At 61.0% G+C, this 23368-nt stretch carries 16 protein-coding genes and 2 pseudogenes; 5 read left to right on the plus strand and 13 right to left on the minus strand.

Annotation, left to right across the window (positions count from 1 at the left end; all coding sequences use genetic code 11):
- Positions 1-172: 172 nt before the first annotated feature.
- Positions 173-1996, plus strand: coding sequence for a di-heme-cytochrome C peroxidase (locus NL528_RS43225; RefSeq protein WP_309180434.1), 1824 nt, complete (start codon positions 173-175; stop codon positions 1994-1996).
- 17 nt (positions 1997-2013) lie between these two features.
- On the opposite strand, the gene NL528_RS43230 is transcribed toward NL528_RS43225, so the two are convergent.
- The 3 genes from NL528_RS43230 to NL528_RS43240 are packed head-to-tail and all read right to left on the minus strand — an operon-like array spanning position 2014 to position 6297.
- The gene (locus tag NL528_RS43230; RefSeq protein ID WP_309180435.1) at positions 2014-3492 is read right to left on the minus strand and encodes an FAD-binding oxidoreductase; all 1479 of its coding nucleotides are present in this window, start codon (positions 3490-3492) and stop codon (positions 2014-2016) included.
- A gap of 49 nt (positions 3493-3541) precedes the next feature.
- Positions 3542-5164 (minus strand): thiamine pyrophosphate-dependent enzyme, encoded by a 1623-nt coding sequence (locus NL528_RS43235; protein ID WP_309180436.1) that lies wholly within the window; start codon positions 5162-5164, stop codon positions 3542-3544.
- Positions 5165-5208: 44 nt separating this feature from the next.
- A complete protein-coding gene (locus NL528_RS43240; protein ID WP_309180437.1) occupies positions 5209-6297 on the minus strand; it encodes an FAD-dependent oxidoreductase in 1089 nt (362 codons plus the stop codon).
- Positions 6298-6633: 336 nt separating this feature from the next.
- Between NL528_RS43240 and NL528_RS43245 the strand changes: the two genes are divergently transcribed.
- On the plus strand, positions 6634-8382 hold the full coding sequence (locus tag NL528_RS43245) for an NAD(P)/FAD-dependent oxidoreductase (RefSeq protein WP_309180438.1): 1749 nt from the start codon (positions 6634-6636) through the stop codon (positions 8380-8382).
- A 20-nt stretch (positions 8383-8402) separates the two neighbouring features.
- Here the strand turns inward: NL528_RS43245 and NL528_RS43250 are convergent, their stop codons facing one another.
- From NL528_RS43250 to NL528_RS43265, 4 genes are all read right to left on the minus strand, one after another.
- Positions 8403-9593 (minus strand): MFS transporter, encoded by a 1191-nt coding sequence (locus NL528_RS43250; protein ID WP_309180439.1) that lies wholly within the window; start codon positions 9591-9593, stop codon positions 8403-8405.
- Between the two features lie 250 nt (positions 9594-9843).
- Positions 9844-10113 carry a hypothetical protein gene (locus NL528_RS43255; protein ID WP_309180440.1) on the minus strand — a complete coding sequence of 90 codons (270 nt, stop codon included), beginning with the start codon at positions 10111-10113 and terminating at the stop codon, positions 9844-9846.
- Between the two features lie 241 nt (positions 10114-10354).
- Positions 10355-12355 carry a hypothetical protein gene (locus tag NL528_RS43260; protein ID WP_309180441.1) on the minus strand — a complete coding sequence of 667 codons (2001 nt, stop codon included), beginning with the start codon at positions 12353-12355 and terminating at the stop codon, positions 10355-10357.
- Positions 12356-12375: 20 nt separating this feature from the next.
- Positions 12376-14091: a thiamine pyrophosphate-dependent enzyme gene (locus NL528_RS43265; protein ID WP_309180442.1), complete on the minus strand. Its 1716-nt coding sequence runs from the start codon at positions 14089-14091 to the stop codon at positions 12376-12378.
- A 295-nt stretch (positions 14092-14386) separates the two neighbouring features.
- On the opposite strand from NL528_RS43265, the gene NL528_RS43270 reads away from it, so the two are divergent.
- Positions 14387-15535 (plus strand): hypothetical protein, encoded by a 1149-nt coding sequence (locus NL528_RS43270; protein WP_309180443.1) that lies wholly within the window; start codon positions 14387-14389, stop codon positions 15533-15535.
- The gene (locus NL528_RS43275) at positions 15498-16718 is read left to right on the plus strand and encodes an IS701 family transposase (RefSeq protein ID WP_309176641.1); all 1221 of its coding nucleotides are present in this window, start codon (positions 15498-15500) and stop codon (positions 16716-16718) included. The genes NL528_RS43270 and NL528_RS43275 overlap by 38 nt, the downstream gene beginning before the upstream one ends.
- Positions 16719-16931: 213 nt before the next feature.
- On the opposite strand, the gene NL528_RS43280 is transcribed toward NL528_RS43275, so the two are convergent.
- The 4 genes and pseudogenes from NL528_RS43280 to NL528_RS43295 all read right to left on the minus strand — a co-directional run bounded on the left by NL528_RS43280 (position 16932) and on the right by NL528_RS43295 (position 19975).
- Positions 16932-17726 carry an enoyl-CoA hydratase-related protein gene (locus tag NL528_RS43280; RefSeq protein WP_309180444.1) on the minus strand — a complete coding sequence of 265 codons (795 nt, stop codon included), beginning with the start codon at positions 17724-17726 and terminating at the stop codon, positions 16932-16934.
- Between the two features lie 393 nt (positions 17727-18119).
- Positions 18120-18257 (minus strand): annotated as a pseudogene (locus tag NL528_RS43285) (integration host factor subunit alpha); the annotation flags it as partial.
- 266 nt (positions 18258-18523) lie between these two features.
- A complete protein-coding gene (locus NL528_RS43290) occupies positions 18524-18850 on the minus strand; it encodes a hypothetical protein (RefSeq protein WP_309180445.1) in 327 nt (108 codons plus the stop codon).
- A 171-nt stretch (positions 18851-19021) separates the two neighbouring features.
- A complete protein-coding gene (locus NL528_RS43295; protein WP_309180446.1) occupies positions 19022-19975 on the minus strand; it encodes a hydrogen peroxide-inducible genes activator in 954 nt (317 codons plus the stop codon).
- An 835-nt stretch (positions 19976-20810) separates the two neighbouring features.
- Here NL528_RS43295 and NL528_RS43300 point away from each other — a divergent pair.
- The gene (locus NL528_RS43300; RefSeq protein ID WP_309180447.1) at positions 20811-21773 is read left to right on the plus strand and encodes an alpha/beta hydrolase; all 963 of its coding nucleotides are present in this window, start codon (positions 20811-20813) and stop codon (positions 21771-21773) included.
- A gap of 274 nt (positions 21774-22047) precedes the next feature.
- Here NL528_RS43300 and NL528_RS43305 read toward each other — a convergent pair whose 3' ends face one another.
- Together NL528_RS43305 and NL528_RS43310 are read right to left on the minus strand one after the other, a co-directional pair.
- Entirely contained in the window at positions 22048-22302 is a 255-nt protein-coding gene (locus tag NL528_RS43305; RefSeq protein ID WP_309185253.1) for an SDR family NAD(P)-dependent oxidoreductase, read from the minus strand.
- Positions 22303-22390: 88 nt separating this feature from the next.
- A pseudogene (locus tag NL528_RS43310) lies at positions 22391-23323 on the minus strand (IS701 family transposase); the annotation flags it as partial.
- Positions 23324-23368: the final 45 nt, after the last annotated feature.

Raw genomic sequence — 23368 nt, forward strand, 5'->3', positions numbered from 1 at the left:
CCCGGTAAAAACTGTTAATCGGTTCACAAGACCGGATTTATGGACAGGGTAATGTTGCTACTATAAGCTGGTGACTCATTTCGTAGGCACGCCAGAGCTGAGTGACTTTCTGGCGATTTTTAATAGTGCATGATTAACACGGCGGGCAGCGCGGAATAAGGGGGCGGGGACGATGGGTCGCAATATCAAAATCATTCTTGGCGCGGTGGTGGTGATCGGCCTCGGTGTCGGCATCTATGCCCTCGACAAGTTCCTCGACGCTATCCACGTAAGCCTGCCGGAATATCAAGCGACGAAGAAGACCGTATGGCTCGACCAGAACGTGAACAACGATAAAAAGGAGCTCGCGTGGTTCTATCACGCCGATCAGGGGACACGGACCTTCGGCATACCTCTTGAATGGTTCGAGGCGCTGGAGCAGCCGGTCATCACACTGACGGCCGCCGGCCTCCTCAGCGACCCGGCCTATCTGGATCGCTACGGCTTCATTCCGGACGTGATCGAACCCGGCAAAAAGTCGCTGCCAATCGGCTTCGCGTCGGGCGGTACAATGTCCGACGCATCGGGCAATCCATGGCGCAACCCGCGCTCGAAAAAGGACATGACCGGCCTCGGGTTGACCTGCGCGGCCTGTCATACGGGACGATTCACCTACAAGGACACGACCGTCATCATCGACGGCGGCCCGGCGCTCACCAATCTCTTCAACTTGAAGCAGGGGATTGGGGTGTCGCTGTTGCTGACGCGTATCCTGCCGCTCCGCTTCCAGCGCTTTGCCGAGCGGATCCTCGGGCCTGACGCAACATCCGCCGACCGCGCGCTGCTGAAAAAGCAGCTCATTCTGGTCCTGAACCAGTACAACAAGGCGAAGAAACTCGAAGACAGCGTTGCGCCGCTCAGTATCGTGGAAGGTTACGGGCGCCTCGATGCGCTCAACCGGATCGGCAACCAGGTCTTCTCCATCGACCTCAACAATCCGAAGAACTACGCCGCCTCGTCGGCGCCGGTGCACTATCCGCGGATCTGGAACACGCCCTGGTTCGACTGGGTGCAGTATAACGGCTCCATCATGCAACCGATGGTGCGTAATGCCGGCGAAGCGCTGGGCGTGTCGGCGGAGCTCAATCTGATCGACCCGTCGAAAGGCCTGTACAAATCGAGCGTGCAGGTGAAGACGCTGGACAAGATGGAAAGCATGATCAAGGGCGATCCGCCGAGCGCGGAAAAAGGCTTCTCGGGCCTGAAATCCCCGAAATGGCCCGGCACTATCCTCCCGCCCATCGACCAGCCGCGGGCGGCCCAGGGTGCCGAACTCTACAAGGCCATTTGTCAGGATTGTCATCGCCCGCCTGTGACGAGCAAGGAGTTCTTCGACTTCAACAACAAGAAATGGTGGACGACGAACGAGGCCGGCCAGCCGATCGTCGTGGTCGAAAACATCCCGATCAGCCATGTCGGTACCGATCCCGCCCAGGCGACGGACATGATCAATCGAACGGTCGAGCTTCCCTCAAATCTCGGTATCAAGGCGTACGCGTTCGCGGACGCGCTCAAGGATGTGGTCGAGAACACCGTCAATTTCTGGATCAAGGAGCAGGAACCGCCGCCCTTGAGCGACAAGGAGAAGGCGAACATCAACGGAAACATGCCCAACAAGATCCAGGGCGAGCTCGCCTACAAGGTCCGCTCGCTCAATGGAGTCTGGGCGACGCCGCCCTATCTCCACAACGGTTCGGTCCCGAACATCGAGGCGCTGCTGGGTCCGGCGGAGAACCGGCCGAAAACGTTCTATCTCGGCAACCGCGAGTACGATCCCGTGAATCTCGGTTACAGCATCGAACCCCTCACCAACGGTTTCGAATTCGACACCTCGATTCGCGGAAATTCCAACAGGGGTCATGAATTCACCAACAACGAGAAGGCCTACGGCCGTGTCGGACGGGCACTGGCGCCCGATGAGCGAAAGGCGCTGATCGAGTACCTCAAGACGCTTTGAGTTGAGGCAATTGAAGCTCAAACCGCCGGCAGGCTGACCGGCACGCTCTGGGCGTGGTGGAACAGATTGTCGGGGTCGTATTCCTGCTTCACGGCGACGAGGCGGCCGAGATTGGGGCCCCAATAGGCGGTCGTATAGTCGGGCAGGTCGAGATCGCAATAGTTGACATAGGACGCGCCCGGCAGATGGGGCCGCATCGCGGCGTAGACCTTTGCGACTTGCGCAACATGCACGGGCGTATCGGCCGCGCGGGTCCAGCTCGAGTAATACTGGATGCAATATTGCGTGCCGGCCCGGCGCGGAAACGCGGTGGCGTCGGCCGCGACATCCGCAATCTTGCCGCCATAGGAATCGCACAACAGGACCACGCCGCCGACAGGAATGGGTGCTACGGCCGCCATCATGTCGCTGATGCCGGCCGTGTCGAGCGGGGTCAGGACGTAATCGGACTTGGCTTTCATGTAGACCGACTCATAGTCGAGCGGCCCGGCGAAATGCAGCACCGCATTGAGGAAGCTCAGCGACTGCACCGACAACGGTCTTGACGCCGTCGCCAGTGTCGTGAGCGTCTGCAGCTGATGGCGCAGCTCGGTCTCGGTGCCGACCGACTGGCCGATGCAACGCATGGTGATCAAGCCATTTCCTGCGGGGCCCACCTTCATGATCGACGTGATCGTGCTCGGCGCGTTCGGCGCCCAGGCCTGCCAGGCCGCGAACATCCACGCGGCATGGGCTTGCGACAGGGTCCAGGAGACGCCGAACACCAGCGCCGTCTGCAGCGGAAAGGCCCGGATCACAAATTGCGTGGCCACACCAAAACTGCCGCCGCCGCCCCCGCGGCAGGCCCAGTAGAGATCGGGCTCGGACGCGGCGCTCGCCTGCAAGGTCCGGGCCTGGCTGTCGATGACGGTGACTTGCTGAAGGCTGTCGCAGGTCAGGCCGTGCGACCGCGCCAGCAACCCATGGCCGCCGCCCGTCAGGTGACCGGAGATGCCGACGGTCGGACAACTTCCGGCCTGCAGCGCCAGCCCCTGCGCGGCCAGCGCCTGATAGAGGTGATACAGCGAAACGCCCGAGCCCGCGGTAACGAGACCCACGGTCTTGTCGACCGAAATCGTGCTCAGGCCGCGGACATCGATCACGACATCGACCGATTGCGAAAAGCCTTCGTAGGAATGGCCGCCGCAGCGGACCGCAAATTTCAGATTGTTGATACGGACCCAGTCGACCATGACGGCGACGGCGTGTTCGGTCTTGCACACCGCGCGGAGCGACGGGCTGAGCTGCGTGCGCCTGTTGGCGGCCGGCAGATAGTCGGCATAGTGCGCATCCGACGGCTTCAGGAACAGCACGTCGGTTGCGGGAAGGTTCGGCAGCGGCGGCAGCGGCGCGCTGGCGGCAGCGGGCGGTGGCGGAGCGACTGCGGCCGGCTCGACGCCGACGGATGACGGCATTTCGGAGGCATCGAATTCATCGACGCGAAGCGGGTGTTCCATGGCATTCCCTCCTGCGATCTGATCGACGTTGAAACGGCAATCAGCAATATTACGGCAGCTCCGCCGGCAGACCGTGCGGATCGACCGCGGCTGCGATCAGCGCCGGTCCGTTGAAGGCCTTTGCCGCGGCCAGCGCGGCATCGAGCGCGGCGGCGGTATCGACGGCTTGCGCGAACGGCACGCCGAGCGCGCCCGCGAATTTGACGAAATCCCATTGATTGAGGACGGCGTAGGAACGCGGCTGGTTCGCCGCATTGTTGAAGAACGATGGATCGACCAGAAACTGTTCGTAACCATAGATGCCGTTGGCTATCACGACGATGACGGGGTCGCAGCCATGCCGCACCATGGTCGACAGGGTTTGCGCTGTCATGTGGAAGCCGCCGTCACCGCAGATCGCCAGCGGGCGGCGATTGGAGCCGAGCGATGCGCCGACGGCGGCGGCGACCGAGTACCCGATCGAGGCCCACACCGCGCTGCACAGAAAACCATCGCGGCCCATCACCGGGAGGTTGGCCGCCGAATAGACGCCAAGGAACGTATCGGGGATGACGATCCAGGAATCATCCAGCGTGGCGGCAATGCGCTCGAACACCTGGCTGTAGGTCAGCGCACCCGCGGCCGGCCCCGGAGGCACGGGCAATGCCCCGATCGGCGCCGGCGCGGGCGGCTTTTTCGCGGCCTCCGTAACAAGCGCGGCAACCAGCGTAGCAAGCTCCGCATTCTGCTTGGCGCCGGCCTTGATCCTCACCTTGCCGTCATAAACCTGGACCATACGGCCAAACGAGTTTTGTACCAAATTGGCAAAGGTGTTGGGAAAGACGCATCCCAGCGTCAGCAGCAGATCGGATTGCTCGACCGCGTTCTTCACATCGGCATGCGAATGCGGCGGGTCATAGACGCCGACCCATCCGTCGCCCTGCTCCGCGAGCGTGGCTTTGGACTGCAGGGCGGTCGCCCATCGCACGCCCAGTTTGGCGATCAGGCCGGCCACCGCATCGGCAAAGCCGTAGCGCTGAATTTCAGTCCCGACCAGGATCAGCGGCGATTGCGCGGCGCGGATCAGCGCGACAATGGTGGTGGCAAGCGCGTGTTCGGTGCCGGCAGGTCGCGTGGTGACGGACAGCGGTCCGCCCGGCATCGGACAGGCCGCATCCCAGATGCTCATGTCGATCTCGATATAGACCGGCCGCTTGCTCCTGATCGCGGTCGAGATCGCGTCGTCGACGATGGCGGGCACCTCGCTGGCCTTGCCCGCGCGCGCAGCCTTTGCGGTGACCAGTTTGTAGGCGGCAAGATCGGTCGCATCCTGACCGAGCGAGTGGGAGAACACGATGTCGTACTGGTGCAGATTGGCGATATTCATCGCCGTCGGCCCGCCATTGATCACGACGACGGGGCTGCGTTCGACATAGGCGCCGGCGATCGCATTGATCATGCTCAGCGTGCCGACACCGTAGGCAACCGACACCGCGCCAAGCCCCTTGGTGCGCGCATAGCCGTCGGCGGCGTAGCCGGCTTCGAGATCGCTCGCCGCGACGACGGATTTGATGCCGTGGTTGGGCGCGGCATCGAATAACGGCGCGCAATAGGCGGCCGGCACGCCGAACAACCGGTCGACGTGTTGTTCGCTGAGCCGTTTCAAAATGTAATCGGCAACGGTGAAAGCCACGCCTCTGCCCCCGACAATCGATGAAAATCATCCGTCTTGAAATCTCAGGCCACCGGGATGGCCGGATTGACGATCGGGGCATGGTCCGGATGGTGAATATGGATATCGGGCAGCGGCTTGACCGACGCCTTGCCGAATTGCGATGCGATGTGATCGACGAGACCCTGGCACACCGTGGGATCAGGCGTCTCATTGTTGACGCCGACCTCGAAAGTCCCGCCGATCACGAGGTGATCCGCGCGGGGAAACATGTATCCGTTCTGGCCATAGAGATATTGCAACGCGGGCTGCGGCCGCAGCAACGCCAATTGTCCCTTGATCGGCTGCATTTTCGTGTCGCTGAACAGCGTCATCGAGCCGAGGCCGGTGCAATTGATCAGGATGTTCTCCGTCACCGACGCCAGGATGTCGGACTTGCCGGTAAATTTCCTGTTCACGAAAACGGCACCGCGCGCCCTTAAGTCCGCCTCTAACCTGGCGAGAAAGATGGGCGGCTCGATCAGCAGGGTCTGGTAGACGAAGCCGGGCTGGGTATGGCCCTCGAACGGCAGTCGCGCCAGCGACTTCCGTGGCGGAATGAGGCCCGGCGCCAGCTGGATCACGATATCCAGATTGTGCGACGGCGTGGCCGTGTAATTGGGCCGTTCGGAGACGCCAAACCCCTGACCGATGCTCGCCTTGAAGGTCGTATAGGCAGTCTTGATGATATCGGTCAGCTCGCGCTGCTTGCCGGTATATTCTACGACCGACACGGCCCACTGGCCGCCCGCTTTCGAGGATGTGGTCTCGAGCGGCTTGCGATCCGAATAGATCGTGACCGCCAATCCCAGATCGAGCATGCGGGTGGCCGCGGTCAGGCCCATCACGCCTGCGCCCAGCACCGCCACTTTGGTATCCTGCGTGCCGACCAGGAAGTCCTTGACGATGTCGTGCACCTTGCCCGCGCAGCCCCAGCTCAAGGTGATGCCGGCGCCGCCATGCCCGTAATTATGGACGATGAACTTGCTCCCGATGGTCTCGGCTTCCAGCCGATAGGAGCCGTTGCGGTAGGGCCTCACACCAGCGATGCATGCGCCGGGCAAAGTGGGGTCGTAGGTAAAATCGGGCGTCGGCAAATTGGGCGTGGTTGCCATATCCATTCCCCTGCAAAAATTCGAAGCGTGCGAAAGCGCAAAATGACTCTTAACTTAAAGTTGCCAAGAAAATAAATTGACGCTCATGCTTGTACGCCAATTTTCGCGACAAGAAAAGCGTTACGCGCGGCAACCGGCGCCTTGCGACAACAGAGTGCAGGGATCGGGGCGTGCGGCTTGCGGTTCGGCCGACCGCCGCCACCATGGAACCATCGCCGGCCCGCCGGCATCGTGACGCGATTGACCGCCGGCGCGCTTTGGGCTGATGTAACGCGCCTGATTGCCGCGACCACCGCGTCAGCGCACCAAAAAACAATCTCTGGCAGGAAATTTTCCATGGCTCCCAGCCCCCTGAATGAGCCTGAACGTCGCCCGGAAGTCGACGCGGTTTTCGATGCGGTCGTCGTCGGCGCGGGTTTCGCCGGCCTGTACATGCTGCACCGCCTTCGCGGCCTGGGTTTTACGGCGCGGGTTTATGAAGCCGGCGGCAGCGTCGGCGGCACCTGGTACTGGAACCGCTATCCGGGCGCCCGCTGCGACGTCGAGAGCATGCAATATTCCTTTTCATTCTCGGAGGATCTCGATCAGCAGTGGGACTGGTCGGAAAAATACGCGCCTCAGCCCGAGATTTTGGCCTATGCCAACCATGTCGCCGACCGTTTCGATCTTCGCCGGCACATCTGGTTCGACACCCGCGTCATGGCGGCAAGTTTCGACGAAGCCGCAAAATGCTGGCGCATCGAGACCGACCACGGCGATCAGGTCTCCGCCAAATTCTGCATCATGGCGGTCGGCTGTCTGTCGGCGGCCAACCATCCGCCGTTCAGGGGGCGCCAGGATTTCAGCGGCCCGGTCTATCACACCGGCGAATGGCCGCACGAGGGCGTCGACTTTACCGGGCTGCGCGTCGGCATCATCGGCACCGGGTCCTCGGCGATCCAGTCGATCCCGATCATCGCGCAGCAGGCCTGCGCGCTAACGGTATTCCAGCGCACGGCCACTTACTCCGTCCCGGCATGGAACGAAAAGCTGACCCCGGAATATCGCAGCAGCATCAAGGCCGACTACCCGGCGCTTCGCGCCAAGGCCCGGGCGCGGCCGACCGGCTTCTATTTCCCCTTCAACATGAAGCCCGCCTCGGAGGCGACGGAAGAGGAGCGCGAACGGCAATATCAGGAAGCGTGGGAACGCGGCGGCCTGCCGTTTCTCGGCGCCTATGGCGACCTGTTGTTCGAGAAAGCCGCCAACGACACCATCGCCGAGTTCGCGCGCCGCAAGATCCGGAGCATCGTCAAGGATCCGGCGACGGCGGAGCTGCTGTGTCCGGACAACGTGTTCGGCTGCAAACGGCTGTGCGTCGATACCGGCTATTTCGAGACGTATAATCTGCCGCATGTAAAACTGGTCGATGTGTCGAAGACGCCGATCGAGCGCTTCATGGCCGATGGCATCGAAGTGAACGGCGTCGGATACCCGCTGGACACCATCATCTGCGCCACCGGCTTTGCGGCGATGACGGGCTCGTTCGACAAGATCCGGATTACCGGCCGCAATGGCGTAACCCTGGCCGAGAAGTGGCGCGCCGGCCCCCGCGCCTATCTCGGCGTGGCGACCGCGGGCTTTCCCAATCTGTTCACGATCACCGGACCCGGCAGTCCGTCGGTGCTGGCGAGCATGATCCAGGCGATCGAACAGCACGTCGACTGGATGGCCGATTTCATGGCGCATGTGCGCGACATAGGGGCTGCGACCATCGAACCGCTGCCCGACTTTGAGGATGAATGGGTTGAGCATGTCAACGAAGTGTCAAAAGTCTCGCTGCGGTCGACCTGCAGTTCCTGGTATGTCGGCGCCAACATCCCGGGGCGACCGCGCGTCTTCATGCCTTATATCGGCGGCTTCCCGGTCTATGTTCAAAAGTGCAACGAGGTCATGACCAACGGGTTCGAAGGTTTTGCCATCGAAGGCGCCAACGCCGGCAACGAAGCGCCGCGCGTGCAGTTGACCGAGCGGTGGCGTGTACCGCTGGATATCGAGGTGATTTCTCCGGCAGCGGTTGCTGGCAGGCGCGTGCCGGTGGTCTGAAGAGACCGGTGGCGAGGACGTCAATCGAACTGCGGTGACGCCTCGACAAAACCTTCTCCGCACTCCTCCGGCGCGAACCGCGTCAACCACAGCACGCCGAAAGCCGAAGCGACCAGGGCGAGTGCAACGAAGCCCATGATATCGGATTTTCCCCGGGTAAACAGCACGCTGCCTATTCCGGAGCCGATAGCCTGGCCGAGATACAGCGCCGTGTTGTTGATGGCGACCGACGCGGTCGAGAGCCTGGGCGCCGTCGCAATCAGCCTTACTTGCTGCATCGCGCTCGCCGCGGCAAAGCCGAGACCCCAGATCGCGGCGCCTGCGGCCATCAGGGGATAGAGACCGGTACCGGCGGCCCATAATGCGGCGCCGGCAACGATGCAGACCATGAAAACGGCTGACGTCTTGAACGCGCCCCATCCCTTGACGAGCTGAGCGGCGGCGACATTGCCAACGAGCGTCATCCCGCCGAACAACATGAACACGATCGCGATCCCGTGCGGTGTCGCACCGGTGAATTGCGTCAACAACGGTCCGACGAATGCGATGACGACGAGTTGCCCGGCGGCCAGCAGGCAGGTGATCAACAACAGCAGCAACAATTGCCGGCTGCGGCAGACCGCCCGCCAGGTCGCAAAAATCACCGGGGCGCCCTTGAGCCCGCTCGGCACGGCGAGCAGAAGGGCAAGAAAGCCCGCTGCCGCGAGCGCGCCGATCAGGCCGTAGGTCTCTCGCCAGCCGATCAGCGGCGCCGTCACCGAAATCAACGGCAATCCGACGGCGATCGCAAGCGCCCAGCCAAGCAGGACCGACGCGATCAGCGAGGCGCGCTGGTCTTCCGAGCCCAACAGCGCCGCGGTACCGGCTGCGAGCGGCGTAAAGGCGCCGGCGAAAGCGAGCATTGCCAGGCGAATCCCCAACAGGCTTGCGTAACCGGGCGCGAACGCGGAAGCGAAATGGCCGAGCGCAAGCCACAGCAATATCGCACTCAACAGCAGGCGCCGGTCGAAGCGGCTGGTGAGCCAGGCCACAAAGGGTGGCGACAGACAAACGACGACGGCGCCAAGGCTGATCAACAGCCCCACGGTCCCGACCGGGACGCCGAGACCGGACGCCAGATCCGCCAACATTCCCGTCGGCAGAAGGATGCTGAGACCGACAATAAAATTGCCTAGCGCCAAAGCGCCAACGGTGAATTGCCTGCTGAACACTCGTATCGTCCCAACCAAACGGACCTGCAACGGTACGAGTTCCGCCGACGAATTTCGGCGAATAACAGCACTTGCTGTTCGCCGTCACCGGCAACTAAAAGAGGTCACTCTTCAACAACGCTCGCTAAGATAGCAGACCTGCCTTCGCCGTCAACTCTGGACAAGTAACAAGACAAGTCAATCGCCTTGCGTCGAAGATTCGATGCTGGAGGCGGCGTACGGGGATCTCGATTTTATCGGCGGTCGACGATTATCTGCTGGCAACCAGCTGCAATCGAGGCTTCAGCGCGTCCTGGAGTTCGACCTTGAGCCGTTGGACGCGGGGATCGTCCGAACTCGCCGCGCAAACGCAATATTGATTGACCGATCGCGCGAGCGCGCGCCGCTCCTCGCCGCTTTTCGTCAGCTGCGGACTGGACAGTCGCAGCGTCAGCTGCGGACTGGACAGTCGCAAAACGATCCCTCCGAGCTGCACCAGCAACTCATCGAGCGCCCGATCCATCGCGGCCAGCTCACGCATCGCACCGCTCCCTGGATGAGGAGTAATGGATGGCCGAGCCGGCTGTTCCCTGCGCTCGGACACCAGGGATAACCAACCAAATGGGGTATCAGCGTATCAAGCGCGCACTCCGTTTTTCTTGAGAGAATCAGTCGTAATTTAAGAAACGGCAATTTCGGAAAATTCAGCCGGGTTCTCGCCTTTCGGGTTTCACGGCTGCCCTGCCCCGCGCCTGCGTGGCGTAATAGACTTGCGCCACTTCTCAACGCGTCGGGCAGATGAACGGATAATTCTTGTTGTCGATAATTGGGACGATTCCGAAAAAATCGTTCAGCACCGACTCGGCCGTGCAGAACGCGCCTTCCACCCAGGCCTGATCGTTCGAATAGGCTTCACCGACGATGAAGATGTCGGCGTCGGCACCGTCGATCAATTGCGAGGGTTTGCGGATCTTCTGCTGCACATCGCAAATATTGTAGTGCGCGGCATAGGCGTGGTAGCCGGCGCCGAAGGGCGGCAATGACCAGTCCATGTAACGCGTTTCCAGCGGTTCCGGCACGAAGCTGAAATCCGCTTGCGGCCCGAAATGAATGGCCGCCAGTTGCTGGCGCAGCATTTTCACCATGACGGGCGGCGCCTTGCGCGGGCCTTCCAGCGGCTGGGTATCCTCCGAAACCGGGATTTTCCGGTTGGTGTCCGGCCCGAGCTCCAGCTCTTTCCAGAAATCGGTGTACATCTCGTCGTCGTAACTGGCGAGCAGGCCATAGACCGGCGCCACGGCTTGATCGCGCGCGTTGTTGCCGAAATAGACCACCTGGCGAATCGGCGTATCGGTCACGCTCGGCCCGATGGTGTTGCGAACGGCCGCCGCGAGCAATTGCTCTTCCTGCTTCACGGAGAGGCGCTCCTGGATGGCGTGTTCGACGGCCTGGATGAAGCTGGGCACTGAAGCGTACGGCGTTTCGAGAATTGCGTTATCCTTGTTCTTCATCGCAGCGATATAGTTGGCGGGAAAGCCTGCCTTGGCCAGTTGATCAAGCACGGCCAGCGTGACTTCGTAGCTCTCGATCGGCGCCGGATATTGCAGCGCCGAATTCGTCGTATCGGTCCACCATTGGTGATCGAAGAACATGCCCACCTTGTACGAAGGCTGCATGATCGCCGACTCCAGATAGAGCTGTACTTTCTGGTGATTGAGAACGTCGAGTCCGTCATGGTCCTCGTAGCGGGTGGCCTGCGCCACCAGATCGATGGCGTAGCGCGGCATCGCCAGCCACGCCGCGTCCGTGGTTTTGGTGGCCGATTTCTTGTTCGGGCTCTTGCGGGTGGCGATGGAATAACGGGTCGCATTGCCGATTTTCAGGATCGAATGCAGCCTCGTATCGGGGTGGTATTCGAAACTGATACCCTTTTCCTTTGCCAGTTTCACGATCGCATCGAACAACGCGGTGAAGATACCGGAATAGCCCGTCGTGAGCGTCTTGTATTCGGTGCCGGGGGTAAATTCGTTGTTGGACTGCAGCGCAACGGCGGAATTCCAGTTGATGACGTTAGAGGTGTAACCGTTGCCGTCGGCCGTATAGCCGTAGCCTTCCGAGCCCAACTGGTCGAACATCAGATTCCAGTAGCCGATGTCCTTGAATAGTTCGCCGCGCTGGAACACCGACGATTCCGGCAAGTCCACGGCGATGCGGCCGTTCTGATAGAACTCACACCACGCAGCCCGGGTCTGCGGCAGCGTCTTCTGGGTCCCGGCCAGACTCTCCACCGTGTTGAAGCCGTTGTCGGGCGAATCGTCGGCGCCGTAATGATCGACGTAATACGGCGCGGGGTTGGCCGAGGTGATGGCGTTGAGATACATGTTCTTGGTGCGCAGGTAGAACAGCGGGTTGGTCGATTCGTTGAAGGGCACCGAATATTTGTCGAGGCCCATCTGCTTGATCACGGTCGTGACCACCCGGTGTCCGCCCGCCTCACCGTCGTTGTTCCCGTTCCAGTCCGAATAGCGCATTCCGCCCAATTCGAGATAGGCGTTCTTCTCGTCGTCGCGGTAATGCCAGGTGCAGACGCGCGCGCCGGCGGCGCGGCCTCCCGGATATTCCTTCGAGAAATCATACTTGCCCCAGTCGTAGAGCTCGAGCACGTCGCCCTTGCCGAGTTGTTTCGCCTTGCCCTTCTCGCCGGCTGCCGTGCCATCCAGCAATCGCCACGCGGTATACAGCCCGGACGCGCCGGCGCCGAAGATCGAATAGGTTTTCGCCATGATTTCTACTCCGCTCCGATTCATTCCACGCCAAGCCGGAGCATCTGCCTGGGCAGGTCCTTTTCGGGGATGACGACTTCGACCAATGAAGGCAGGTCGGTCGGTTTCTTGAGTTCCTGCAGCACTGCGTTCAGTTCGCTGACGGTCGTCACGCGATAGCCCCTGGCGCCGAACGCCTTGGCCAAAGCCAGATAGTCCCATTTGGGCAGGATATCGAAGGTATCGAACTTATGTTCGGGACCGGGCTCGAAGGCGGTGATGTCGACATAGACCTGCTCGATGGCATAGACCGCGTTGCTCATCACGAACATGACGGCGTTGAGCTTGTTTCTGGCCAACGTCGACAGCGACTGGCAGACCATCATGAAACCGCCGTCTCCGGCGACGGTCCAGGCCCGCTTGCCGCTGCCGAACTGCGCGCCCGACGCTGCTCCGGTCTCGAAACCGATGCACTGCCACGCCGCCGATCCGATGAAGCTACCCTGCGACAGGCCGTAGGCGTTGGTCGCCACATACAGCGCCGAACTGACACCATAGGTCATCACGATCTGATCCAGCATGTTGTTGTCGTGCAGGAACTTCATCGAGTGCTGGAAGAAGCGGTTGTAGGTGATGGTCTCGGGCTTGTCGTTCCAATGCGGATCCGAATTGGAAGCCCACGGCTCAGGATAGGGAGGCTGGGGCGGCGCTATCGTCGAAAGCGGATAGCCTTTGGCGTTCTTGAAGCGCGCCAGCAAGGCTTCCATGAAATCCTTCATGGTGACGCCTTCGAAGGTGAAATAGCCCACCCGTATCTGTTCCGTGGTGGCCAACACCATGTCGGCATATTTGTTTTCGATGAACCACAGATAATCGTCGGTGATGATCGTGCCCAAGGTCAGGAAGCAATCGGCTTGCGCGACGAGGTCGCGCACGCTCTGGATCGAGGCGGCGTCGGAATAGGTCCCGATGAACTTGTTGCCCTTTTCATCCAGCACCGTCTTGCCGAGCGTGGTGGTGGTGTAGAGGAATCCGCTGGCATCGATGATTTGCTGCAGCAGACCCGACAGGCCGTGACGAAGCACCTCGACGCCGGCAAAAATCATCGGATGTTTCGCGACGGTGATTTGCGCCCAGGCCGCGGTGACGGCATTTTCAAGCGCCAGCGGTTCGCTCTTGAACGTGAGCGGCTGCAACACGTCGTCGGACGGTTTCAGACACGGCTCACCCCAGACTTCCTTGTAACATTCGATGTAGACCGGCCGCTTGTAGGTGATCGCGGCAATCAGCAGATTGTCGATCTTCTCGGGCGCGCCGACCGACGTGCTGAGCGTCTCGGCCGCCACGGTGACCTGCCGGTACACCTCCTGGTCGGCCGGCAAATTGCCGGTGGAATGGTGATAGAGCACGTCATACATCCTGGTGATCTGCCTTGCGTCGGCGCCGGGCGTCGCGCTGATCACCACCACCGGGCTAAATTCAACGTAAGCCCCGGCAATCGCATTGAGCGCACTGAAAGTACTGACGCCATATTGCAACGATACGGCGCCCAGCCCGCGCGTGCGCCCGTAGGCATCGGCGGCGTAGGCCGCATCGAGTTCGTTGATGGCGCCAATGGCATTGACGCCGGGGAAATGCTCCAGCGCCTGGGTGAAATGCTTGACGTAGTCGCCCGGGATTTGAAAGACCTCGGTGACGTCAAGCTGTTTCAATCGGGTGAGGAGATAATCTGCGACCGTAAATGGCTGTTGTGTCATTTCGCTCCCCGCCCGCCCGCGCCGACAGGCCGATGTATGTCCGTGCGCCGGCGCAGCGCCCGTCATCTTGCTAGGTGTCTTTCAGCAATACAACTAAAAATTGTTATGCATATGTGTGGGTAAATTCACAAATCCGTTTTGCGCAGGGAGCGGATGCTGCGGGCGAATCGCGTCTTGCGAGATTTGCCCGAAATTTCATCGATCCGACCTGGAGCGGATCGAGTTGCGGCCTTGTTTTGCTTTGTTGGTGCGACATACAGTATCGAGACCGACATTAACGGCTCAGCGAGGTTCGATGAGCACGGCATTTGCCCTGGCCGGCCTCGGCGGGTTCAACGCCCACGGCGCGGGATTCCTGGCCGCCGCCAAAGCGTGGGGCATCCAGCCGGAACTGGTCACCGCGACCAGCGGACAGATTCTCGTGCTCGCGGACTGGCTGCGTGGCGCGGATGATCTAAGGGCAAGCCTGATTTCGCCCAGCCGGGACGGCAGTCCGGTCGCCCAACTCCAGACCATGTTGTTCGGCTATCCCGGCGTGTTCAAACCGGCCTACCAGCAGGCGTTTGCAAGGTTCGCCTCGCTGCCGAATTTCAGGGAAAGCCCGATCGAAATCTTCGCCGACCGTTTCCTCCCCGCTCAGCAATATGTGCCCGACCGGCCCGAAAAGTGCTTTCAAACCGTCGCCGATATATTCAACGAAAGCGCGACCGGCGTTGTTTTCAACAGCTACGACCTGGCCACGGGAACCGGCGTTCTCTACGGCAATGACGCCGCGAGAACGGCGATGCCGCCGGACAAGGCCTTCCAAAACAGGCATGCCGCCGAGGTGAAGCAGGATCCGCGCGAACATGACATGCGCTATGTATCTCATGAAACCGCGGAGACCGAAATTCAGCCGATCGATGCGGAAGCCGTCAAATCCGCCTTGTGGCTGTCGCTGTACGGGTTTCAGAACATGCCCGGCGGCAGGATGGACGGCGCCTATCATCGCTCCTGTATCGTCTCGGAACTGCACAATTTCGACCGCGTCTTTGTCGCGCCGCCGCTCGCGGATGCCTGGATCGGCAGGGCACCGAGCAATTGGTTCGAGGTCCAGGATTGGCAGTGCGAGATGTGGTTTTCGGTCGGCTACAAGGCCGAGGTCGACGCGCTCAGGCGCATCAACGATTTGATCGCAGACGGCTTCATCACCCATGCAAAATTCAAGCAAGTCGAACTGGTGGAAATCGAGCCGAAAACGCCGGCGGGATATTTCAACTATTTCGTCGAGCGCAACAAGGTGTACGACGAAGCCTACCGGCTGTCGGAGCAGAAGTTCGCTAAGCTCGGCTTGCGCAAACCGGTGAAAGCGGGCGGGCTAGCATTACAGTTGCTTTTTTTGCGGGCTTCTGAATCCATGGGCAACCATGATTCGAATGTCGTGGGCGCGGGCCGCGTCGGTTGAGGAGACGCTTGCGTTGTGGGCGGCGTCGCTTCGAGAGATCAAGCAACGGATACGTCCGTTGTTCACGCAAGAGCGTGTTGCGACGAATGCAGGTCTATTCCTGGAAGGTCTGCTCGGAGATGAGCAGCGCAAGACCGGTTGGATGCGCGCGGAGGCGGCTGGCGATCCCGGCCCATGGCGGCAGCAGGCGATTCTGGGTCGTGGAGACTGGGACGCCGATGCCCTGCGCGATATCGTGCGCGACTACGTCATCGAGCATTTGGCGGATGACGATGCGGTGCTGGTGATCGACGAGACCGGTTTTCTCAAACAGGGCAAAGCGTCATGCGGAGTGGCGCGGCAATACACTGGTTCGGCAGGGAAGATCACGAACTGCCAGATCGGCGTCTTCGCTGCCTACGTTTCGCGTCATGGCCATGCGTTCATCGATCGCGCGTTGTATCTCCCGAAGGAATGGACCGACGATCCGGATCGTCTGGAAGCCGCATATGTGCCTGCCGATGTCGGCTTTGCGACCAAACCAAGGCTTGCGACGAGAATGATCGCACGCGCGATAGCCGCGTCTGTACCATTCAGGTGGGTTGCCGGCGATACCGTCTACGGTGTTGGCAACATCGAACAGCAGCTACGTCGGGCAGGCAAAGGCTACGTGCTTGGGGTCAGCAGCGCTCATGTGTTTCGATCCTGGGGCAAGCGACCGCCGGTCGCCGGTACGGCTGCAGACCTCGCCCGGACGCGGCACTCATCCGACTGGAAGCGCCTGTCGGCGGGAGCCGGAACCAAAGGACCGCGGCTGCACGATTGGTGTTATCTCGAATTGGCCGATCTCGAGGCCGAGCAGTTCAACAGTGCAAATGACGGTTTGTGGACACGCGGTCTACTGATCCGTCGTCGCATCGCCGATGATGACCTCGCCTTCTTCACCACCTGGTGCCCAGCGGGAACAGCCCTTGAAACGCTGGTCGCGGTCGAAGGCCATCGATGGGCGATCGAGGACGGCTTTGAAACCGCGAAAAACGAGTTCGGGCTCGATCACAACGAGAGCAGATCCTGGCATGGCTGGCACCGTCATGTGTCCTTGGTGATGCTCGCCTTCGCCATGATGGCCGCGATCCGACATCGCGCCAATCCGCCACCGCCCAAAAAAACGAAACGGCGCCCCCCGGCAAAAGCCAAAGCATAACCACCCCACCACTGATCCGTTGGTCAATCCAGGAAATCCGCCGCATTGCCATCAGACTTGCGCGAAAGCGGATTCAACCCGCACACATCATCGCATGGTCTTTTTGGCGCAGAGCTCACCAGGCTGCCGCTCAACGCGCCCACTTCAAATCAAAAAAGCAACTGTAATGCTAGGGCCTGCGACCGGCTTCGAATAGCAGCCGCGCATCCCGGCTTAACGTCCCCGGAATACCGGCTTGCGGCGTTCGTTGAACGCCCGCACGCCTTCGCGGCGGTCTTCGGTGGGAACCAGACGGTTATAGGCCTCGATCTCGAACGCCAGGCCGTCCCACAACGACATCTGCATGCCGCGATGGATGGCTTGCTTGGCCTGACGCACCGCGATCGGCCCGTTGGCGGCAATCCGCCGGGCGATGCCGAGCGTGGTCTCCAGAAGATCCTCGGGTGCGACGACGCGATTGACCAATCCCCATGCTTCGGCCTCGACGGCGGTAAAGGGAAGGCCGGAAAGGATGAGTTCCTTCGCCCTGCGCTCGCCGACCGCCCGGGCCAGATTCTGCGTGCCACCCGTTCCCGGCATGATTCCGAGCGTCACTTCCGTCAACGCAAAGCGCGCATGGCTGACGGCGTAGATGAAATCGCAAGCCGCGGCGATCTCGCAGCCGCCGCCATAGGCGGCGCCGTTGACGGCAGCGAGCACGGGAAGCGGACATCCCATGATCGCCCGCGCCATTCGCTCGAAGATCGCGTGTTGCGCCTGCCAGCTTTGGTCGGTCATCCCGTTGCGCTCCTTGAGATCTCCGCCGGCGCAAAACGCCTTTTCGCCGCTGCCCGTGATGATCACGGCGCGCAGGCCCTCCAGATCGATCGAGAGCGCTTCGAACACTTCCATGAGATCAAGGCCCATCCGCGTATTCAGCGCATTGGACACGTCCGGCCGATTGAGCGTGACAAGCAGGATTTGATCGTCGTACCGGCCAACGGCGATGGTCTCAAACTCGGATCGCATCCAACTCTCCTCTTTCAACCAAACCTCATATTCCGCTTCTGTTCGGTTGGAGGCAACTGGCCAAAGGAACGCTCATCAAGATAGACCCGGACGGCACGCCCACTTTCAACTTGAGCCGCCAACCCGACAACTCCAACCGTGAGCTTGATCATGCGAGTCTTGTCCGCCGCCGCACGCCCTGCCCGGATGTGGCTAGAGACGAAGATGTGTTCGTGCGTCAGCGGCGCACCGCTTGATCATCAGCGGCAGTTGCCGACTACGGTGGTGTTGCGCGGTTGGGCTTTTTCGCCTCGGTCGAAGATCTGTCGAAGGCGCTACCTGTCGGTAATCCGAGCGTCCGGATGCGAAACGATCGTCATGAACCAAACGGCGCTAAAAGAACATCGCAGCTACTCAGGCAACGCGACCGCGGCTGTGGCCATTGATTCGTTGCTTCAGAATAGCGGACGGCGTGAACACGATTACGCGACGCGGAGAATTCGGCGCCTCGGTATCGATCTTCGGATTGCGGCCGATACGCTGACCTTTCTTGATTTTGCTTGTCATGGCTCTGTTTCCTTGCAGTTGCAGAATTGCCGATCACCGGGAAAATGCGCATCGCGGCATTGGAACGCGAGCCTGGGTCACGCATCCATTTATAAAAACGTTGTCATTCGCCAGTCGGCGAGAAGATGGCGTGTGAGTTCAGGTGGTGGCTCACCTGAGAGAGCTGGCTTTCCGCGCTTCGCCAGTTCTCCAGGTGAGGCCCTTAGGATTTCGAAAGCCGCGCGCCGGCAACTTCCTTGCCGGATCACCACTCAGTAGGTGCAGGTGTAGGGCCAGTCGTATGACGTGCCATACGGACAGCTGCCGTAGTCGTAATAGCCGCCGAAACCACGCCTTCCATCGCCATAGTGATCTCGGCCCATGCCCGCCGTGCGAGTTCCGCCGATGCCAGCCATGTGACCTCCGTCAAAGCCACCAACATGACCTCCGCCGAAGCCACCCATGGAACCTGCGCTGAAACCGCCGCCGCCCCCGTGTCCGCCACCACCACCACCGCCGCGCGCCTGCGCACCCGTCGCAAGCAGTGACCCGGCCAGCAAGGCGGTTGCCAATACCATCATCGTTCTTCGTCCAGTCATGACATTTTCCTTTCAATGGCCAGAACCATTAGTGATCAGTTCTTGCCCAAGGCCAGATATGGTCGCCTGGCTCCCAATCGCTAACGGGAAATTTCGAAGGCATTGATCGGAGCAGCCGATGGCGCCGGGCCAGCAGGCATCGCCACAATGAATGCCGACCTGGCGCGCGGCTCAGCGCGCTGCCAGTGCTTCAATGTAATGGTCAGGCGCAAACGTTCTCTTGGTACCGGTCAGACACTCTCGGATAAGATTTCCGAGCATCCTGAATTCGGCGCCGCGCGAGGTTGTCGGCCGCCAGGCCAGGACCAGAGTGCGGAACGGCTTGTCCGGAGAGAGCGGGCGGATCACGACATTGCGTGTTGAAGCGAGTTCCGAATCCACCGCGATCTGGGGCATTAGTGTGATGCCAAGCTCTGCGCCCACCATCTGGACAAGCGTTCGCAGGCTGGTCGCCTGGAAGATCTCATTGCGAACCGGATCCACGATCCGACATGCCTGCAGCGAATGGCTGCGCAGGCAATGCCCGTCCTCGATCAGCAGCAACTGCTCACGCGCCAGATCATCACGGCTTACCACTTTGTGATGGCGAAGAGGATGGCTGCGCGGCATCGCTACGACGATTGGATCTTCCGTGATTTCCATAGCCTCGACATCGCCAAGTTCGTAAGGAATGGCTACCAGCAAAATGTCGAGCTCTCCGCCCGCGAGCTTGTCCAATAGGGCTGCAGTCGGAGCCTCCCGCACGTACAGTTTGAGCTTCGGCAGCGCAGTGCCTAGATGCGGCAGCAGCGAAGGCAGGACATAGGGCCCGACTGTCGGGATTATCCCGAACCGGAGCGGCCCGGACAATGGCTCCTGCGCGTTACGGGCCCACCCGACCAGTTCCTCGGCGTCGACCAGCAGACGCTGGGCGCGGGTCGCGATCTCTTTCCCAACGGGTGTCAGCATCACGTGGCGATGGCTGCGCTCAAACAGCGTAACGCCCAGCCGTGCCTCGAGCTCCTTGATCCCTCCGCTCAGTGTCGATTGCGTGACCGCACAACTTTCCGCAGCACGGCCGAAATGGCATTGCTCAGCCAGCGCGCACAGGAAGCGGAGTTGTTGAATACTGGGTAGGATCACCATCGGAATGACCGATGAAACTGTGCGTTTTTATCCATCGGACCAACGGCCAGGAATGGCGGACCTCCCACGCACAAGAGATAGGCGCCGGCAGATGACCTTTCCATGGTCGGCTGCGCATAAATCGATCGTGCGAGATCTCACCATTCGGTGAAGCGTCATGAAGGTCCGCCAACATTACGAGTCCACCATCGAGTCAATTCGCCGTGAGGGCCGTTAGCGCGTTTTCACGGATATGGAACGCAATCCGGAGCGGCGAACTTCGCTGAATTAACTCGCCATGAGAGTTATTATCAGGAGACTAAGCGTTAGCCCGATAGACGACATCATAAGCACCGGCACAAGAGATTCGAAGCCGATCTCAGGATTTCCGCCAACTGCTTCGCATCGGTGAAATCGATCCACACTCGTTTGCATCGTCATTGTAATTCTCCTGTTCCAAGACATCGCCGGATTTTCCACCGCGATGGAGAGACGACTTGGCTGGAGCGACTTAGGTGCGGCTTAGGGAGGGCTTCACTTCCGCACATGGCACCTACCCGGCTTGAGCAATTCGCCGAATGTCCGCTTCGACGTTCCCCGGACGATCTCCACCGCGCCCGTCCGCGCAGTTTTTCCGAACGCCTCTAGCTGGGGTAGGAATTCCGTCGAGTCGGTGAATTCAATTCCGGTCCCGAACCGCCTGATTTTGGGCTGCCGCGACGGTCCTTTCTTCAGGTGTGACACACCTGTGATCGCCCTGCGTCGTTTCGCGCCATACGCCGGCCACCGGCAGGCTGCAATTGCAGGGGCCGCGCGCGGCCCCTATTGTGTCGCCGTTTCCTTTGTGAGGACCCGCATGATCACGCCGCTCGATCCCGTCATCGCCGAAATCATTCCGCTGCTGCCGCTACGCGATCCCGCGACAATGACGCCGCAGAGCGCGCGCGATGCGTTACGCGCACTCGCCGCGGCGCGCGCAGCGATACCGCCGCCACCGGTGAGGAGCGCCAACGATACCAGCGTGCAGGGCGCGGCCGGTCCGCTCGCCGCGCGGGTCTACCGGAACACCGACGGAAAATCGCCGACGGTGGTATTTTTCCACGGCGGCGGCTGGGTCGCCGGCGATCTCGAAACCCATGACCGGCAGGCGCGGCAGCTCGCGATCGAGACCGGCGCCGTCGTGATCTCCGTCGACTACCGGCGGCCGCCGGAGACGCGCTTTCCCGGCGCCTTCGAGGACGCCTTTGCCGCCGTCAAGGACATCATCGGGCGCATCGCCGAGTTCGGCGGCGACGCCGCGCGCGTCGGCGTCGCCGGCGACAGCGCGGGCGGCAATCTGGCCGCTGCGGCCGCGATCGCCTGCCGCGACGCCGGCATCAGGCTCGCGGCGCAATTGCTGGTCTACCCCGTCACCGACGTCGCCGGCAATTACGCGGACCGCGAACAGAATGCGCGCTTCCCCTCGCGCGTGGAAAACGCCGAGGGTTATTTCCTGTCGCGCGCGGTGATGCAATGGTTCGCCGGCCATTATCTTAGCCATACCGGCCAGGGCACCGACTGGCGCGTCTCGCCGTTACGCGCAAAAAATCTCGCCGGTCTCGCGCCCGCGATCGTCTGCACGGCGTGGTTCGATCCGTTGCGCGACGAGGGCAAGGCCTACGCCGACGCACTCGCCGCCGCCGGCGTCGCGACGAAATATTACGAAGGCGCCGGCCTGATCCACGGCTATTTCGGCCTCGGCGAAGCCTCGGAAACCGCCAAGCGCGAGGCACAACGCGCCCGCGCCGATTTCAAGGCGCTGCTCGACGGCGGGGCGTAGAAGCTGTTGTGGAAAATGGCGATCGAACGCACGAACGGCGGCACCCGGCTTACCCCGGCTGGCCAAGAATTCCTTGAGGCAGCCCGACGGATCATCGAAGACACCGAGCTCATGGTCTCCCGCCTGAAAACCCGGTCGAGAGGTGAGAGCGGCCGCCTAACCATCGGCGTTCATGCGTCGCTTTCGGCTGGCAATCTCAGGGCTACGCTGATGGAGCACCGCCGCACGTTTCCGGACGTCGAAATCCATCTTGTCGATGGAACGAGCGAACACCTTACCTCGTACAATCAGAAAGCGTCATTTCGACAATGCTCTGCGCGCCGATACTGATCCCGGCATTGGAAATGAGCACGTCGAGACGGCGATAGCGATTCTCGATCTCTTCAACGATCTCAACCCAGTCCTGCTCGACAGTTACGTCCTGGTGCAGATAAAACGTCAATACGTCATCCGACGACCGGGAGCTTGATGATGTTCGGAGAGGTTCTGAACTTCGTCGATCTTGCCGATTCGTCGTGCAGAAAGTGATATTGTCCTCTCGTCGCCGCGTTTAAGACGCATCAGGGGCTCCTGGAATTTTCGATCAGCAACCCAAAAAGACTTTTGCAACAATATCTGCCAGGAACGGACGAAGCCGTCGCGAGAAGCATCCGGTGCTTATGGCCATCCGCAACGCGGACACGGCGGGCCGTGAAGAGACATGTCAGCCGACCTTTGGTGCCCCGCCGCCAACTGACCCTTTGCCATTTGCTTTCGGCTAATAACGCTTCAGCAGAGACCGGTGGCTGATCAGGGATGTGGTATTTGCGGGGCTTGCCGATCTTCGCGATGGGGAAGATCAGGGCAATGTCGGCGTGATAGACGTTCTGGCGCCGCGACAGACCCACCGCCCACAGCAGACCGCGCTCGCTCAAAGCCTGACGGAAAGGCCCGCTGCAGCCGTACCCTGAATCGGCAAGCACACAGCCGAAACGCACGCCGGAGGCGATGACGCGGTCGATCTCCGCCAAGGCGATCTCTGGCTTGGTCCGCGCTGCGCGATGCTCGACTGGAACGCCCGCACGCTTCAAACGCACCGGATTACTCGTTCAACTCTCGGGAACGAAGAGACGTAATGCCACCATGACCGGCACTTCACCCCGCGCAAGCGTCAGCGACACCAATGTTTGGCAATTGGCCGTCTTGCCGAGAGACGAGGCATATTGTGGAGCGACACCAACCGAACGATCGCCCTTCTTCGGCATCGCCGTGTCGTCGATGACCAGCACCGCATCCTTGCCGCCGACCAGGCGATCGGCCTGAACCAGCAATTCCGCCTCCAATGGCGCTGCATCCCAAACGCCATCAGCAATGAAATGGTGCAACTGGTCAAACCCGCCCGGTGCCAGCCGCGCCGCCATTGGCTGGACGCTCTTGCGATCGCCCGGTCCAATTAATACTGAGATATAAAGCGGACACATCCGCCGCCGCGCCTTGTGACCTAAACGATCCAGGAATGGCTTGAGCCTGCGCCCAAGCTCGTCTTCCCACTTCGACTTCGTGTCCACCATGGTCGGCCCTCCAAAAGCCGACCACCCATGAATCATTGAAAATCT

This window comes from Bradyrhizobium sp. Ash2021 (genome assembly GCF_031202265.1).
Taxonomy (GTDB): domain Bacteria; phylum Pseudomonadota; class Alphaproteobacteria; order Rhizobiales; family Xanthobacteraceae; genus Bradyrhizobium.

Coding starts and splice junctions, on each gene's coding strand:
- NL528_RS43230 (WP_309180435.1), bottom strand. CDS start 3,492: ATGGAACACCCGCTTCGCGTCGATGAATTCGATGCCTCCGAAATGCCG.
- NL528_RS43270 (WP_309180443.1), top strand. CDS start 14,387: ATGAGCACGGCATTTGCCCTGGCCGGCCTCGGCGGGTTCAACGCCCAC.
- NL528_RS43290 (WP_309180445.1), bottom strand. CDS start 18,850: ATGACTGGACGAAGAACGATGATGGTATTGGCAACCGCCTTGCTGGCC.
- NL528_RS43300 (WP_309180447.1), top strand. CDS start 20,811: ATGATCACGCCGCTCGATCCCGTCATCGCCGAAATCATTCCGCTGCTG.
- NL528_RS43265 (WP_309180442.1), bottom strand. CDS start 14,091: ATGACACAACAGCCATTTACGGTCGCAGATTATCTCCTCACCCGATTG.
- NL528_RS43260 (WP_309180441.1), bottom strand. CDS start 12,355: ATGGCGAAAACCTATTCGATCTTCGGCGCCGGCGCGTCCGGGCTGTAT.
- NL528_RS43255 (WP_309180440.1), bottom strand. CDS start 10,113: ATGCGTGAGCTGGCCGCGATGGATCGGGCGCTCGATGAGTTGCTGGTG.
- NL528_RS43240 (WP_309180437.1), bottom strand. CDS start 6,297: ATGGCAACCACGCCCAATTTGCCGACGCCCGATTTTACCTACGACCCC.
- NL528_RS43275 (WP_309176641.1), top strand. CDS start 15,498: ATGATTCGAATGTCGTGGGCGCGGGCCGCGTCGGTTGAGGAGACGCTT.
- NL528_RS43225 (WP_309180434.1), top strand. CDS start 173: ATGGGTCGCAATATCAAAATCATTCTTGGCGCGGTGGTGGTGATCGGC.
- NL528_RS43280 (WP_309180444.1), bottom strand. CDS start 17,726: ATGCGATCCGAGTTTGAGACCATCGCCGTTGGCCGGTACGACGATCAA.
- NL528_RS43245 (WP_309180438.1), top strand. CDS start 6,634: ATGGCTCCCAGCCCCCTGAATGAGCCTGAACGTCGCCCGGAAGTCGAC.
- NL528_RS43295 (WP_309180446.1), bottom strand. CDS start 19,975: ATGGTGATCCTACCCAGTATTCAACAACTCCGCTTCCTGTGCGCGCTG.